The 15,315-nt window shown below is 52.0% G+C and carries 14 protein-coding genes; 5 read left to right on the forward strand and 9 right to left on the reverse strand.

What is annotated here, in order from left to right; all coding sequences use genetic code 11:
• Nucleotides 1-21: 21 nt before the first annotated feature.
• Both uvrC and uvrY read right to left on the reverse strand, forming a co-directional pair.
• The gene (gene uvrC, locus GC087_RS15130; protein WP_033737591.1) at nt 22-1,854 is read right to left on the reverse strand and encodes an excinuclease ABC subunit UvrC; all 1,833 of its coding nucleotides are present in this window, start codon (nt 1,852-1,854) and stop codon (nt 22-24) included.
• Nucleotides 1,847-2,506 carry a UvrY/SirA/GacA family response regulator transcription factor gene (gene uvrY, locus GC087_RS15135; RefSeq protein ID WP_006118774.1) on the reverse strand — a complete coding sequence of 220 codons (660 nt, stop codon included), beginning with the start codon at nt 2,504-2,506 and terminating at the stop codon, nt 1,847-1,849. Before uvrY ends, uvrC begins: the two co-directional genes overlap by 8 nt.
• Before the next feature lie 430 nt (nt 2,507-2,936).
• Here uvrY and GC087_RS15140 point away from each other — a divergent pair, with 430 nt between their 5' ends.
• On the forward strand, nt 2,937-3,161 hold the full coding sequence (locus GC087_RS15140) for a DUF2594 family protein (RefSeq protein WP_006118773.1): 225 nt from the start codon (nt 2,937-2,939) through the stop codon (nt 3,159-3,161).
• A 33-nt stretch (nt 3,162-3,194) separates the two neighbouring features.
• Here GC087_RS15140 and GC087_RS15145 read toward each other — a convergent pair whose 3' ends face one another.
• The 3 genes from GC087_RS15145 to GC087_RS15155 all read right to left on the reverse strand — a co-directional run bounded on the left by GC087_RS15145 (nt 3,195) and on the right by GC087_RS15155 (nt 6,254).
• Nucleotides 3,195-3,806 carry an acyl-homoserine-lactone synthase gene (locus tag GC087_RS15145; RefSeq protein ID WP_006118772.1) on the reverse strand — a complete coding sequence of 204 codons (612 nt, stop codon included), beginning with the start codon at nt 3,804-3,806 and terminating at the stop codon, nt 3,195-3,197.
• Between the two features lie 121 nt (nt 3,807-3,927).
• Complete coding sequence (gene sdiA / locus GC087_RS15150) at nt 3,928-4,650, reverse strand: autoinducer binding domain-containing protein (protein ID WP_033737592.1); 723 nt, start codon at nt 4,648-4,650, stop codon at nt 3,928-3,930.
• Nucleotides 4,651-5,558: 908 nt separating this feature from the next.
• The gene (locus tag GC087_RS15155; protein ID WP_162286217.1) at nt 5,559-6,254 is read right to left on the reverse strand and encodes an extensin-like domain-containing protein; all 696 of its coding nucleotides are present in this window, start codon (nt 6,252-6,254) and stop codon (nt 5,559-5,561) included.
• Nucleotides 6,255-6,539: 285 nt separating this feature from the next.
• Here GC087_RS15155 and cycA point away from each other — a divergent pair, with 285 nt between their 5' ends.
• Nucleotides 6,540-7,934 carry a D-serine/D-alanine/glycine transporter gene (gene cycA / locus GC087_RS15160; protein WP_039341206.1) on the forward strand — a complete coding sequence of 465 codons (1,395 nt, stop codon included), beginning with the start codon at nt 6,540-6,542 and terminating at the stop codon, nt 7,932-7,934.
• 39 nt (nt 7,935-7,973) lie between these two features.
• On the opposite strand, the gene GC087_RS15165 is transcribed toward cycA, so the two are convergent.
• The 3 genes from GC087_RS15165 to GC087_RS15175 all read right to left on the reverse strand — a co-directional run bounded on the left by GC087_RS15165 (nt 7,974) and on the right by GC087_RS15175 (nt 10,671).
• Nucleotides 7,974-8,948, reverse strand: coding sequence for a metal-dependent hydrolase (locus GC087_RS15165; RefSeq protein ID WP_054634203.1), 975 nt, complete (start codon nt 8,946-8,948; stop codon nt 7,974-7,976).
• A gap of 47 nt (nt 8,949-8,995) precedes the next feature.
• Nucleotides 8,996-9,631: an HTH-type transcriptional regulator RutR gene (gene rutR / locus GC087_RS15170; protein WP_033737596.1), complete on the reverse strand. Its 636-nt coding sequence runs from the start codon at nt 9,629-9,631 to the stop codon at nt 8,996-8,998.
• Between the two features lie 134 nt (nt 9,632-9,765).
• Nucleotides 9,766-10,671, reverse strand: a complete 906-nt coding sequence (locus GC087_RS15175) for a DMT family transporter (protein ID WP_324028659.1) — start codon at nt 10,669-10,671, stop codon at nt 9,766-9,768.
• Between the two features lie 469 nt (nt 10,672-11,140).
• On the opposite strand from GC087_RS15175, the gene wrbA reads away from it, so the two are divergent.
• The 3 genes from wrbA to GC087_RS15190 are packed head-to-tail and all read left to right on the forward strand — an operon-like array spanning nt 11,141 to nt 13,420.
• Nucleotides 11,141-11,740 (forward strand): NAD(P)H:quinone oxidoreductase, encoded by a 600-nt coding sequence (wrbA, locus tag GC087_RS15180; RefSeq protein WP_006118683.1) that lies wholly within the window; start codon nt 11,141-11,143, stop codon nt 11,738-11,740.
• A 20-nt stretch (nt 11,741-11,760) separates the two neighbouring features.
• Entirely contained in the window at nt 11,761-11,991 is a 231-nt protein-coding gene (locus GC087_RS15185; protein ID WP_039341215.1) for a YccJ family protein, read from the forward strand.
• A gap of 55 nt (nt 11,992-12,046) precedes the next feature.
• A complete protein-coding gene (locus GC087_RS15190; protein WP_033737598.1) occupies nt 12,047-13,420 on the forward strand; it encodes an NAD-dependent succinate-semialdehyde dehydrogenase in 1,374 nt (457 codons plus the stop codon).
• A 67-nt stretch (nt 13,421-13,487) separates the two neighbouring features.
• Here the strand turns inward: GC087_RS15190 and agp are convergent, their stop codons facing one another.
• Complete coding sequence (gene agp / locus GC087_RS15195) at nt 13,488-15,095, reverse strand: bifunctional glucose-1-phosphatase/inositol phosphatase (protein ID WP_324028660.1); 1,608 nt, start codon at nt 15,093-15,095, stop codon at nt 13,488-13,490.
• Nucleotides 15,096-15,315: the final 220 nt, after the last annotated feature.

Consider the following 15,315-nt stretch of genomic DNA (forward strand, 5'->3'; position numbering starts at 1 on the left):
ATTGCCCCCCCTGTTTCAATGCTAGTGTTTCAACGAGTAGTAGATTTTTTCCGCCAGCGCATGCGATATACCGGGCACATTGGCGATCTCCTCGACCGACGCATTCATCAACGGTTGCAGGCCGCCCATGTACTTGAGCAACTGCTGTCGCCGTTTTGGTCCCACGCCCTCGATACTTTCCAGTGCGCTGGTGTTTTTGACTTTGGCCCGTTTTTTACGGTGCCCTGAAATTGCATGATTGTGAGCGTCATCACGAATATGCTGAATGACATGAAGCGCTGGCGCATCGGGTGACAGAGAAACGCCCTCGCCTTCTGGCTCGAAAAATAAGGTTTCCAGACCGGCTTTACGATCGGTGCCCTTTGCAACGCCCAGCAAAATGGGGCGGGATTTATCCCAGGGCACGTCCAGCTCTGCAAACACCTGTTTTGCCTGTGCCAGCTGACCTTTGCCCCCATCTATCAGGATCACATCGGGAATTTTTTCTTCCTCAATCGCTTTGCCATAACGGCGGCGTAGCACCTGATTCATAGCCGCATAGTCATCGCCGGGTGTGATGCCGGTAATGTTATAACGGCGGTAGTCAGCGCGAAGCGGGCCGTTTTGATCAAACACGACGCAGGAAGCGATGGTTTGTTCACCCATGGTATGACTGATGTCAAAACACTCCATGCGGCCAATCTTCTCCAGTTTGAGAAATTCGGCCAACGCGGTGAGGCGCTGATGAATCGTGGAATGCTGCGACAGACGCGTTTTTAATGCCGAACCGGCATTGGTCCGAGCCAGCTTGAGGTAACGCGCGCGATCGCCGCGGGGTTTACTTTGAATGTTTACCCGTCGACCGGCTAATTCTGTCAATGAGTCTGCTAGCAACTCACGTTCGGGCAAAGTGAAATCGAGTAAAATCTCGCTGGGCAAGGTGCGCATTTCGCTACCCTGCAAATAGAACTGTCCGACGAAGGTCTGGACGACTTCAGCCAGGTCCGTATCCGCGGGCACTTTGGGAAAATAGCTTCGGCTTCCCAGTACTTTCCCCTGGCGGATAAACAGGACGTGCAAACACGCCATTCCGGCGTCATAGGCAACGCCAATCACATCCAGATCGTCGCCCTGATTAGAGACAAACTGCTTCTCGGTAATGCGTCTGACGGCCTGAATCTGATCGCGCAGCCGGGCCGCGTCTTCGAAGCGCAGTGACTGACTGGCCTCTTCCATGCGCGTCACCAGCAGATTCAGCACCTGATCGTCTTTGCCCGCTAAAAACAGTCTGACGTAATCTGTCTGCTGGGCGTATTCCTCCTCACTGACCAACCCTGCCACGCAAGGGCCAAGACAGCGGCCAATCTGGTACTGCAAACAGGGGCGCGTGCGGTTGCGGTAAACGCTGTTTTCACATTGCCGTATCGGAAAGACCTTTTGCAGCAACGCCAGCGTCTCTCTTACCGCATAACCATTAGGAAACGGACCGAAATACTCCCCTTTGGCGTGCTTAGCGCCCCGGTGCATTGCCAGACGCGGGTGTGTGTCGCCACTCAGAAAAATGTAGGGGTAGGATTTATCGTCACGCAACAGAACGTTATAGCGCGGTTGATAAAGCTTGATGTAATTATGCTCAAGCAACAACGCTTCGGTTTCAGTGTGGGTTACGGTGACATCAATGTGATGGATGTTACTTACCAGCGCTTCGGTTTTTCGGCTACCCACCTGGGTGCGAAAGTAGCTTGTCAGTCGCTTTTTCAGATCTTTCGCTTTGCCGACATAGATAACCGTTCCGGACAGATCGTACATCCGGTAAACACCTGGCTCGCTGGTGACCGTACTGAGAAAATTTTTGGGATTAAAGAGGTCACTCACTACTGATTAACGGCTCCGCATTGAACAGGCCATGTCTGATGGCCAGATGCGTTAACTCTACGTCGCCACTGATATTCAGCTTACTGAACATTCTGTAGCGGTAGCTGTTAACGGTTTTAGGACTGAGATTCAGCTGCTCGGAAATTTCCGTCACCTTTTGTCCTTTGGTGATCATCAGCATAATCTGCAATTCCCTTTCCGACAAACAGCTGAAGGGAGATTCGGCTTTTTGCGGCTCAATCTGGCTTAACGCCATTTGCTGAGCAATGTCCGAGGCAATGTAGCGTTGGCCGGCCTTAACCGAACGAATGGCGTTCACCACTTCCTGCGGCGCGGCACCTTTACTCAGATAACCTGCCGCACCGGCCTGCATCACTTTGGCAGGCAGCGGGTTTTCAGTGTGAATCGTCAGCATAATAATTTTGATATCCGGGTTGTAGCGCACGATTTTGCGCGTGGCTTCCAGCCCACCGATACCCGGCATATTCATGTCCATTAAGATGACGTCAACCTGATTAGCCCGACACCACTTAACTGCATCTTCGCCACAACACGCTTCGCCAGCGATCACCAGACCTTTGATATCTTCAAGAATACGGCGGATGCCGGCACGTACCAGCTCATGGTCATCGACAAGAAGGACAGTGATCAACGCGAAGCACTCCGCAGCTAATAAAGAGGTAGCATTTAACGATTGCAAGCGGCAATCATACCTGTTTTTGCATTAAAAGCACAGATACAAAGTGGCAGGTCAGATCGCGTCAGTGTTTTATCTTCATGCAACCTGGCTCTGTTCTTGTTTACGCCTGCAGGAACAGACATGACAGCCTGTATAATGTAAAAAAAATGTTTTATCAAACAGTTACAACAATCAGACGATATTGTATTTATGAGATTTTTACCAAACTGCGACGCTCTCGTCAGCTACTATTCACATCCGTGATTAATTAATATGACTGAACTGACATAGTTAAACAGCCTGCGTTGCCCACGCTAACAGCAAGTGGTCTTTCGTGTGATATACTCACCGATTGCTGCGCGTAAAGATTGTAGAGACGATGTTAATCACCAAGGAGAAATTCATGAGCGATGAAGATTTCGCTACCTCGCAGGAAACGCAAAAATTATCTGATGAAGTGGCTTGCCTTAAGATGATGATTACTTTGATCCTGAAAGGGATGGGCCAGGCTGATGCCGGAAAAGTAATCATTAATATGGAACGTTATGTGAAAACCCTGGGCGAAAAGCCGCAGGCAGACGTGTTCAGTAACACCATTAAACAAATCAAAGCGGCTTATCGCCAGTAATGGCTTGTGCTGCCCCCGCCCGGGGGCAGCGCGCTAACCGTTCGAATGCCAGTTAACGGACACGCCGAGTGAAGGCAGCACCTCTTCCGGGCTGAAACGCCGCGTACCACGGTATTTCTCTGCCAGCGCAGGTTGACTGACGGGGATACGGATGGCAAAGAGATTATCCTCTGACAGAATTAAACCCGGCGTCAGAGGTTCATAGACGACCTGATGTTCTTCAAACATTTTTTCCAGCATCGGCGTAGCCGAACTGATAATGCATTCAATGCCGTTCAGCTCCGCCAGCTGTACCGCATGCCACAGAATATTGAGCGGTAGCTCAGGATCCACTTCCAGTCGTGCAGAGAAGCGGGACATTTCCCAGACCTTTTCATGATCGAACGGCAAAACAATGCCTTCCGTTTGCTCGGGTTCCGTCCAGGGCATCAGGCGGGCGCAGCCGCTAATGCCGCTTCGCACGCTCCAGGCGATTAACCAGGTCACATCAGAGCGGTCATACCGGTCATATTCTTGCCCTGGTGTACTCAGACGCGGTGGAATCGACCAGCCTTCACCCCGCGCAAACACGCTGTAACGGTAGCTGCCAAGTTCGGCAAGCAAAGAGGATGGCATATCCTTTAACTGCGTTTGAACTATTTTCATCATGCGCCTCTGACATCCCCATGTTTGCAATGATTTCTATGCGCCTGCCAAAAGCGCACCCGCGCAGGGTAGAGAAGTCCCTTCAGGTAAGGAACTACTAAAGTTGGCAGTTGCTTTTCTTTTAAATCACACCAATTGCTGCGGCATAGCAGGCAATCTGCGTTTTATTGGAAACATTAAAACGTTTTTTCATATTTTTTTGGTAAAAATTTACGGTGTGTTCAGAAATCGACAAAATAAGTGAAATTTCCTGAGAGGTTTTTCCCTCTGCGGTCCATTTCAAAATTTCCAGCTCACGCTGGCTGAAATCATTTCCCTGAACCATCAGCGCTTCATCATTGAGGCGTTCAAGTAAGCACAAGCTTTGCTCGGCGAGGAAGTGCAACTTTACCTCCAGCTCCACTTGCCGACAGTCAGTAATAAAGGGACGATGCGAACCTATAGATAATATACCAACGGCTCGATTTGACGCCATTGCAGAACAAGAAAATCCGCTCAGCAGCCCAAAATTACCCGCTTCTTGCCACATTTCCTTCGCCGAGCAAAAGAGTTCAGGTGTCCATTCCACCCCCTTTCCAGCACGCAGGCAGCGCTGCAACACGGGGTCAATGGCATAATAATTCCGTTCCTTATAACGTTTAATCCACGCTTCGGGGTAAGTATCATGCAAATAAACTCGCGGACGCGTAAAAGGAACGCGATGCTGGATAAAAAAAGCGAAAAAATCGAAGCCCAGTGACTGGATATAATCCTGTAAAAGCCCCTTTAATTGCGGAGCTGCCGTTAATACCTGAAAGTGCTGTTCGACATTTTCACGCCAGGAAAAATAATCTTCACCTATCATATTGCCTCAAATTCAACAACTTGCCGGGTATTTCTGATTAACACGTTATGTAATTAATTTACTCTTTGTTGCGACGTCATAAAAAGCATTATTTTCATTCTGGCGACAACGACCTGCAGAGAAAAGGATAAAAATACAGGGTAAGCAAACGCTTCGGGATAACTCAGGCGAGTGCAATAGAGGAAATAATAAGATTTTTCTTATATTTTTTCAATCATTTAACATAGCCATGATCAACAAATCTCACTCGATAAGTTGCGCCCGGCAACGTATTATGCTGAAAAAAAACGCAGATCATATCTTGTAAAACACGATGTCTTTTTCAGGCAATCACCACCGCATGTTTTCTGCAGTCAGGCAGGGAAAGTACCCCTTTTCTGGTACGCGTTTTACCCGGATCTTTTGGTCCTACAAAAGATGGCTTATGGCTCTGCGTCGTAGGGCAGACGGCCGTACAAGGCCTGTTGAACGGCCTGCATAACGGCACTGCCCGTCTTTACAGGCAAGACGCCTGGCGGATGGCGCAGACCTGTGACCGCTGTCATTTTGGCCTGGTGCGGGCTTGTACAGATAACTTATTTAATAAATAACGCATCTGAAAAGAGAAAAATAATTATTTAACGACACTGTCATCCTCCTTTATTTATGTACAGATAACTCAAATTTATCGCCCTGTTAAAACGGCATCATTCACCCAGTCAGGTAATAATAATGCAGTATACTCTCTCAATTTGGTCATTTAGCAGGCAATGAACGGTGATAACACCGGGTGAATGATTTAAATAACACTGACGCCATGAGAAAAAATAAGCAGATGTGACACCCTTTTTAAAACAGTAAAAAAGCAGAACAGAAGAAAATAATATTAAACCCACGACACAGTTTTACGGTGAAAGTAAAGGTTAATCTCACCTGCAATAACCCGCCCCCCGCATGCCCAGATGAAAATGTGTAGCATGCGCGCGATTATAATCAGGCCCAAGCGCATTACCAAAAAAGTTACAACCCGATCGCCATAATGCATGAAGTAATAGTGATTTCTGGCCAGGTTGTTGCCAGTTTTTTCCTGGCACCAACCGCTCGCCGTTAGCAAGCTGGTAGGCGGTAATATCCCAGGCATCCGCGCTGGCATGTTCACTCAGGCGTCCGGTGGCCTGATGATAGATGTTGCGGCAGGCATAACTTCCGACATGTTCAATTCGGGTCAGATCACTGCCAGACAGATGTAACATTTGCTCGCGGCTGTAAGCCACGTACATTGTAGCCGCAACGGCCATTGGGCAACTGGCGAGGAAACTGCTGCTGAGCGAGACGGGCCCAAAATTTTGCAGCCTGAGGGGGCCGGACAACGGACAGGCCCCTGTCACCGCCGGCCGTTGACTGAAACGTACAACGCCGGCCTGCTGTGCACGCTGCATCACGTCAAGACAGGCGGCGGGATCAGTTTGCAGTCTTTTGAGTTTTAATCGCGTCATCCAGCCCGGCGGATCCGTTACAGAGAGTGGCGTAAAGGGATTAAATTGCGCAGGAAGGTGCTGTTTTAACCATGGCAAACTCATCCACCCCACTCCGGTCATGATGATAAGCAGAACAAGTGTGCGCATAGAACCTCTGTAGCTGAAAGAAGCTGTACGGATGTAGTGTAAAAGCACACGGCAGGATACGCTTAAAAGATGACACAGGGTGATGAAATATTACCTAATCTGACGTAAAAATCGCCAACGTTAAGTGAAAGCGCCGTTTTAATGCCAGCGTTGTCCGATATTGTTAAAAAACAATTACCGTTTTCATTAACACTTCCACTATCTTATGCCAAATTGCTCCCGGCAATCCGGTATTCTCAACAGCCACCAGAGCTGACACAACATCAAGACAGGAAAGACACTTTCATGGTTGATCAATCTACTCAAACGCAGGCGAGCTCACAGGGCGATGACACGCTGCGACGTAATCTTCATAACCGACACATCCAGCTCATCGCTATTGGCGGTGCGATTGGCACCGGTTTGTTCATGGGCTCGGGTAAAACAATTAGTCTGGCAGGGCCTTCGATCATTTTCGTTTACATGATCATCGGCTTCATGCTGTTTTTTGTCATGCGGGCAATGGGCGAATTACTGCTGTCGAATCTTGAGTATAAATCCTTTAGCGACTTTGCGGCTGACTTACTGGGTCCCTGGGCCGGCTACTTCACCGGCTGGACATACTGGTTCTGTTGGGTTGTTACCGGCATTGCCGACGTGGTGGCTATAAGCGCCTACTTCCAGCTCTGGTTTCCCGGCTTTTCGATCTGGATGAGCGCACTGCTATGTGTTTTTGTTTTCCTGGCCTTAAACATTGCCACGGTGAAATTATTTGGCGAGATGGAGTTCTGGTTTGCCATCATCAAGATCGTGGCGATTGTCGCGCTGATCATTACCGGCATTGTGTTGGTGTCCATTCATTACCCGTCGCCGGGTGGTGGCACCGCTGCACTGAGTAATATCTGGGATCACGGGGGGCTTTTCCCGAAAGGACTGAGCGGATTCTTTGCCGGATTCCAGATAGCCGTCTTTGCGTTTGTCGGTATAGAGCTGGTGGGTACAGCGGCGGCCGAAACGCATGACCCGCACAGGGTTTTACCGCGGGCCATTAATGCCATTCCGCTGCGCGTCATTATGTTCTATGTTCTGGCGCTGCTGGTGATTATGTCCGTTACACCGTGGACCGAAGTGATGGCCGATCGCAGTCCGTTTGTGGAAATGTTCGTGCTCATTGGCCTGCCAGCTGCGGCCAGCATTGTTAACTTCGTGGTCCTGACGTCGGCGGCATCCTCAGCCAACAGCGGTATTTTCTCCACCAGCCGCATGCTGTATGGTCTGTCGCAGCAGGGCGTTGCCAGCCGTGCTTTTGGTCGTTTATCGTCACGCGCGGTGCCCACGACCGGCTTGTTCTTTTCCTGCTTCTGCCTGCTGTGTGGTGTGGCTCTGATTTACCTGATCCCGAATGTGATGACGGTCTTTACGCTGGTGACCACCGTGTCTGCCATTCTGTTTATGTTTGTGTGGACCATTATCCTGTGCAGTTACCTTGCATATCGCAAAAAATTTCCGGAACGTCATGCCGCCTCGACATTTAAAATGCCTTTAGGCAAATTCATGTGCTGGGCATGTATGGCGTTTTTTGTCTTTATACTGGTGCTGCTAACACTGCAGGAAGACACGCGACAGGCACTCATGGTCACGCCGTTGTGGTTTATCCTGCTCGCCGCAGGCTGGCAACTGCGTCGACGCACGCGTCGTTGATATAGAGACTGAAAAAAGCCCGACGCACGTCGGGCTTTTTTATAACCGCTCAAGTATACGACTGACGCCGCGGCGCAGGGCCCGTTCACCAGACGGCAGGCGCTGTGGCTGCAAATCAGGGCTTTCCGCCGTGCCCAAACCAAACGTAAACGTGTAATGGCTCCCTTCTCCCATACGCAAATCTGCAATGGTGACCTGCCCGTCACGCTCATCCATGGCATAAAAGCCATGGCTGAACCAGGCAACACGTTCTGCCAGCCAGTTTCCTTTAAACGGGACGAATAGCTCAGGATGACGCGGCCGCCACGTTACCGTGACAGGACGAGCAGGCGACAGCAAAGACCAGTAAGCCTCGCCATAGCGGTCAGGCGTGATGATGACGCTGCGCCAGACCAGCGTATTGAATGCCGTTGGGGTGACCAACACCTTGTCAGTCGCCACCCCCTGCTGTTCGAGTGAGTGTTTAATGTGTTCATCAGCCACCTGCTGAATGACCATACTCCAGGCAAGGTAGCCGGTACTGAGTGCCAGCCCCGCGTGATTCCAGCGTAATCCCCGTCTGTTACGCCGCCACAAAGCGACACAGAGCCCGATGATAAGCGGCAATGTATAAAGCGGATCGACGATGTACATGCTGCCAATCGCATAAGGATGATCGGTGAGAGGCAGCCCAAGCTGAGTGCCATAGACTGTCATCAAATCAAGAAGGGGATGCGTGATCAGCGCCAGCCAAATAGCAGGCCACCAGGCGATCCATGTCACGCCGGATTTGAACAGCCGCGCGACCAGCGCGGCGAGCAACGGTGAACACAACGTCAGATAGAGTAAGGCATGACTTTCAGTCCGGTGCAGCGTCATGTTGCGGATAGCATCACCGTGGTCGATAAACACATCCAGATCGGGCAATGTGCCACTGATTGCGCCTACCGCCGCGGCTTGCCAGGCAGGTACGCGCCGCCCCATCACAGCCAGCGCCACGGATGCGCCCAGAACACATTGTGAAACAGAATCCATCACGCCACTCCCTTGTCTGTTACAGGGCTGAGTTTGATCGCGTTTTATTAACGAACGCGAATGCCTTCAATAATAATGCGCTGAACGTTCTCCACCGTTTCCTCGAAGAAAACAGGATTGCTGAGCTGATTCCCCGTGATCGCTTCGACCTGGCTGGCAAAGTCAGCATAATGCTGTGTCGTCGCCCACAGCATAAAGATCAGATGCTGAGGCGCAATTGCCGCCAGCCGTCCTTCAGCTATCCAGCGCTCAATTATCGCTGTTTTGTCGTCCATCAACGTCTTCAGATCGCCGGCCAGTTCACCTTTCAGCAAGGGCGCACCCTGCAGCATTTCCAGGCAAAACAACTTTGATGCCTGTGGATAATCGCGAGAAACCTCCAGCTTAAGGCGAATATACTGACGCACGGCGCGCAACGGCTCCTGCTCGTAAGTCAGGGCACGTAGCGGTGCCAGCCAGACATCCAGGATCTCTTTTAATACGGCAATATAAAGCGCTTCTTTAGAGGGATAGTAGTACAGCAAATTGGTTTTGGAGACGCCAGCCTGCTCCGCGACTTTCTCCAGCCGCGTCCCGTGAATACCAAACTGGGAAAAACAGGTCAGGGCAGCCTGCAGAATTGCCGCACGTTTCGCTGCAACGGCGACCGCACGACGCGTTGGCCCGGGCGTAGCCTTTTTCATACGTATCTCCTTCACGTTACCGTTACGCATCACGGCAACAGACTGTTTTCAGGCGGTAACGTGCCGACAGCTGTGATATACGGCGCAGGGAAAGGGCCACACTGACAGGGCCATAAGCACTTATTCTCGCGCCACTATTCATCGGAAGAGGCCGATGGCATGCTACGTTTCCAGCGCAACTCGCTGACAATGACCCCGCAGACAATCAGGATACCGCCAAGAATGGCAGCGGCCGGCAGACGCTCGCCTGCTAAACGCCCCACCACACCCGCCCAGACCGGTTCACCGGCATAAATGACCGTGGCGCGTGTCGGTGATACGCTGCGTTGAGCCCAGTTCATTGTTACCTGTATCAGCGCACTGGCTGCGCCGAGCCCGACCGCGCTGACTAACAGCGGGGCCGATAACGCAGGCACGGATTCACCATTCGGGATCATAAAGCAGAAGGCACACAGTGAAGCGACAGTCAGTTGAATGAAGGTCACCCGACGCACATCAACCTGACCGGCATAACGACTGATAAGAATGATTTCTCCGGCAATAGCCAGCGTGCTGAGTAACGTCGCGGCTTCCCCTTGATTCAGCGCAATTCGGCCATCCTGCGGCCCCGCGACCAGAATCAATCCGCAGAACGCCAGTGAAATACCCAACCACGCCATCAGTTTTGGCGGACGGCGCAGAAACAGCCACTGCAACAGCGGCACCACGGGAACATAAAGCGCGGTGAGAAACGCTGACTGACTGCTGGATATCGTCTGCATGCCCCAGGTTTGTAAGCCGTAGCCCACCGCAATCGTGAGGCCGATCATCGTGCCCGCTTTGACTTCGCGCCAACAGACGGCAGCAAGATAGCGGCGGAAAAAAAACGCCAGTAACAGCGCAGCGGTAGCAAAGCGTAAACCGACAAAGTAGAACGGACCTGAATAATGCATCGCCTGATGCACGACCAGAAACGTTCCCCCCCAGATTACCGTAATAAAAATAAGGACCAGTTCCTGACGCGTAATACCGACAGTCAGTTTGCGAGTCGTATCCGACATAATTCACCTGTATCTGTTTTCAGGCGCTATTGTGATCAGTGCTCCGGGCGAATGCAATTCCGTTTGCTGCCGCGTGACTGTCGCCTCGCATCAGGCGGCACCCTGTCGCCTGACACGGTCTGGGCTGGAGCGATAACAGGTGAACATACCTGCACCTGTTTGCGATCTTCTGATGCATGAACGTTCAGTGCCACATCGCTTCACGTGAGGCGGCTTGATGTTCATCGAAGGACATGTGCGTGGAAGCCTGTGTGACATTCCACCTTTTAGGTCTCTGGATCGCTGAAAATTACATTTAGAAACAGACTCTACGCTAAGAATTGACTTAAAAGACGACGATTAATCCTTAAAAAAACCCATTCTCAGCATTTTCAGTGTCGTTACGCTGACTGTCTGACCGGTGATTTCTCACAGTCAGGTAAAGCTCTTCTATACTTTTCGATGTGTTGACTAACTCCCGGAGAGATCAATGGCTAAGATTCTGGTGCTTTACTATTCAATGTATGGACACGTTGAAACCATGGCGAACGCTGTCGCGGAAGGCGCACGCAAGGTACCTGGCGCCCAGGTAGATGTGATGCGCGTCCCCGAAACCATGGATGCACAACGCTTTGCGGAAGTTGGCGGTAAAACTCAGCAATCCGCGCCTGAAGCGACGCCAGAGATACTGCCTGACTATGATGCCATCATCGTGGGCACCCCTACCCGTTTCGGCAACATGTCAGGGCAGATGCGAACATTCTGGGACCGGACAGGCGGCCTGTGGGCCTCTGGCGCGCTTTACGGCAAAATTGCCAGCGTCTTTACCTCCACCGGTACCGGAGGAGGACAGGAACAAACCATTACGTCTGTCTGGACCACCCTCGCCCACCACGGCATGGTCATCGTGCCTATCGGCTATGGTACCAAAGAGATGTTTGACATTTCTGAGGTCCGCGGCGGTACGCCTTATGGTGCCACTACGCTGGCCGGTGGTGACGGTTCACGTCAGCCAACCCAGGAAGAATTGATTATTGCCCGTTTCCAGGGCGAACACGTTGCCGGGCTGGCAGCAAAACTTAAGGACTAACCTTCCAGAAGGAGATCAGTATGTCGACGAATCAGTCAAAAGCACATCACGTAGGTGAATGGGCCACTTTGCGTCACACCTCGCCCGAAATTGCCGAGGCCATTTTTGAAGTCGCAAACTATGACGAGCGCCTGGCGGAAGAGATCTGGCGTCAACAGGGAAGCGATGACGTATTAATCCGCGCGTTTGAAAAAACCGATCAGGACGTCCTCACGTGGGACGACAAAACGGTTGAGCGAAAGAACGTCTGACGGCATGGCGGGCCTGGCCCCGCCCTTTTTTTTATCGTTGACCACGGAGAATTCTATGTCTTCCTATCAAAGCATCAACCCGGCAAACAATCAGTTAATGAAAAGCTGGCCTTCCCATGACAGCGCGGCCGTGACGCAAGCGCTGGAAACGGCGGATCGGCTGTTCCACTCTGACTGGAGTAAAGGCGCTATTCAGCCACGACTTCAGGTATTGAAAAAACTGGCTGATCTGATTGATGACCGTGCGGAAGAACTGGCGACTATTGCCAGTAAAGAGATGGGCAAGCTGATTGGCCAAAGCCGTGGCGAAGTCAAAATCTGCGCGCAAATCGCCCGCTATTACGCTGAGCATGCAGAACGCATCCTGAAGCCACAACCTTATGAAAGTGAGTTGGGCGACGCCTGGGTTGAGTATCATCCCATTGGTGTGCTGGTTGCGGTCGAACCGTGGAACTTCCCCTACTACCAACTGATGCGCGTGCTGGCACCAAATCTGGCACTGGGTAATCCGGTACTGGCTAAACACGCCAACATCGTGCCGCATTGTGCCGATGTCTTCGAAAAGCTGGTGAAGGAAGCGGGCGCGCCTGAGGGTGCCTGGACCAACCTGTTTATCTCTACCGATCAGGTTGCGGAACTGATTGCCGATGACCGGGTACAGGGCGTGGCTCTGACAGGATCCGAACGGGCGGGAAGCGCCGTTGCTGAACAGGCCGGTAAGCATTTGAAAAAATCCACGCTGGAGTTGGGCGGCAATGACGTCTTTGTGGTCACGGAGGATGCCGATCTGGATGAAGCCGTTCGTCAGGGCGTGCAGGCGCGACTGAGCAACTGCGGTCAGGTCTGTACAGCAGCCAAGCGTTTTATTCTGAACGAGAAGATTGCGGATACCTTTATCGATAAATTCAGTGCGGCGCTTAACGCAGCGGTGTTGGGCGATCCGCTGGATGAGAAAACCACTCTGGGACCGCTTTCGTCGGCTGATGCGCGCGATCGTCTGGTTAAACAGGTTGATGAAGCCGTCGCAAACGGCGCTAAGCTGGTCACAGGTGGTAAAGCGGTGGCGGGCGTAGGGTGCTATTACCAGCCCACGCTGCTTACCCATATCACCCGCGATAACCCTGCCTATTTTCAGGAGTTTTTTGGCCCGGTGGCGCAGGTTTATGTGGTCGCCAGTGATGACGAGGCGGTGGCCCTGGCCAATGATTCACACTATGGGCTGGGCGGTTCCGTGTGGACACGCGATATTGCGCGTGGCCGTAAACTGGCCTCCGCCATTGAAACGGGCATGGTGTTCATCAACTCGCAGAGCGACACCTCTGCGGAGCTGCCTTTCGGCGGTGTGAAGCGTTCTGGCTACGGACGCGAACTTTCCGATCTGGGTATCAAAGAGTTTGCGAACCAGAAACTGGTGGTTGTGGCCGGATAAGCGCAGCCTGAAGCGTAAAAAAAACCCCGTCTTAACGGGGTTTTTTGTTTTCAGTGACCGAAAGCTATTAGTTGGCTGCAGCGGGCTGCTTCGCAGGACTGTTATCCGTTTTATTTTGCGCGTTGGCGGCGTTTTCCGCTTTGGCTTTGTCATCCGCCGCTTTCTGGGCAGCAGCTTTATCAGCGCTGGCCTTCTCATCCGCCGCCTTTTGCACAGCGGCTTTATCCGCGGCGGCTTTATCAGCTTTCGCTTTCTCGTCAGCCGCTTTGTCCGCCTTTACCTTATCGTCAGCCGCTTTCTGGGCAGCAGCGTTATCAGCCGTCGCCTTATCGGCGCTGGCTTTATCGTCAGCTTTTGACGCCGCAGGATTCGCCGCGCCCGCGTTGGCACTGGCCGCTGGCTGCTCTGCCGCCGCCGGTTGCAACGCAGTCCCCTGCAGCGCGCTGTTCAGCACCTGGGTAAACTGCTCCCAGCTGCAGTAACCGTTCGCGTCAGTCGGGCAACCCGCCAGTTGCAGGGTGACGCGCTTCGGTGGCGTTTTCAGACTTAACACCTGGGCATCGCGCAACTGATCGGCGGTCTGATACACGTATTCCATCTTCAGCAGGTCTTTGTTGTTTTTGGCATCATGCCAGCGTTCAAACACCACCTGTCCACCGATGGGCGTTTTCTCATAAGTCTCTGGCAGATCATAAGGTTTGACCTGTAAGGCGCTCAACAATGACGCTATGTTGGAGTCATGCCCTACCATCAGGGTCACTTTGGGTGAGTCAGCTTTATCCTGATCGATGAGCTGGCTGCGGATATAGTCCACCAGCGGAGCCGCGACGTTGCGTGCCACATCTGGTGTGGTAAACAGCGTGTCCTGATAACCGTTTTTGATCGCTGACAGTGACTGCCACTGCTCAGGGGTTTTAATTTGCCCCCAGGCAACCTGATCCAGCGGGAAGCCTTCGTAATATTGCAGCGTAAAGGCATCCATAAGGGAATTCCCCACTTTCAGCGGTCCGTTCACGCCAGGCTCTTTGCCGTTTTCAACAATAAAGGTATTTTGCCCACTGCTCAGATCGCACTGCTTTTTGTTATTACAGGCCGGAGAAGACTTGTAGTCGACAATTTTGTCCAGACGCTGATACGCTGGCTTCAGGGCCAGCTTCTCATTAGCGGCGGTCATGTCCGCCAGCGCTTTTTTGATGAATTCTTCATTGCCGTCGGTGATCACGGGATTAAATACCGGATCCATGCTGCCCATTTCATCCTGATGGGTCACCGCAATATCACAGCCCGGGAAGGCACCATTTACAAAAAACTGGGCCGTCGCTACGGTACGTTGCAGGCTGTTTGCGTAGACAAACACACTGTTGCTGTCCGGACAGGCGCCGTTCTTCACCAGGCCCTGCTGCGCAAGCCACTGGCGCGTGTAGTTACCCATATAGACTTCCAGCACGCCACCTTTGGTGGTCAGTTGCCCGCCGGGCACCTCCCACTCTGGCCAGCTTTTTTTGGTGGACTGTGCCAGTACGCTACCGTTATCCGCAAGCGGCGCACGCAGATTATGGCGGCTAAACATCAGTACCTGCTGGAGCTGCATCTCGTTATCCGCGGCGTGGGCCAGCGTCCCGATCGGTAATGCAGCGAGTACCGACAATGCGCAAAGACTCAGTTTCTTGATCATTGTGCCTATTCCATTCATTCAGTAAAAAAACACTCTGGCTATCAACCGATTAGCTCGCCATAGAGCGACGTGACGGATAGTGTAACTCAGCTTGCCCCTGAAAAGCGCCAGGTGACAGTAAAAACAATTACTGGACTATAGCAGAGATACCGGACGCGGGTAAAAACAGTCCAGTTTACTGAAAAGGCAGGGATAATAATGAAGAAATGTGTCAGGCACG

Origin of the sequence: Pantoea sp. JZ2 (assembly GCF_035191405.1) — a bacterium.
Lineage (GTDB): Bacteria > Pseudomonadota > Gammaproteobacteria > Enterobacterales > Enterobacteriaceae > Pantoea > Pantoea stewartii.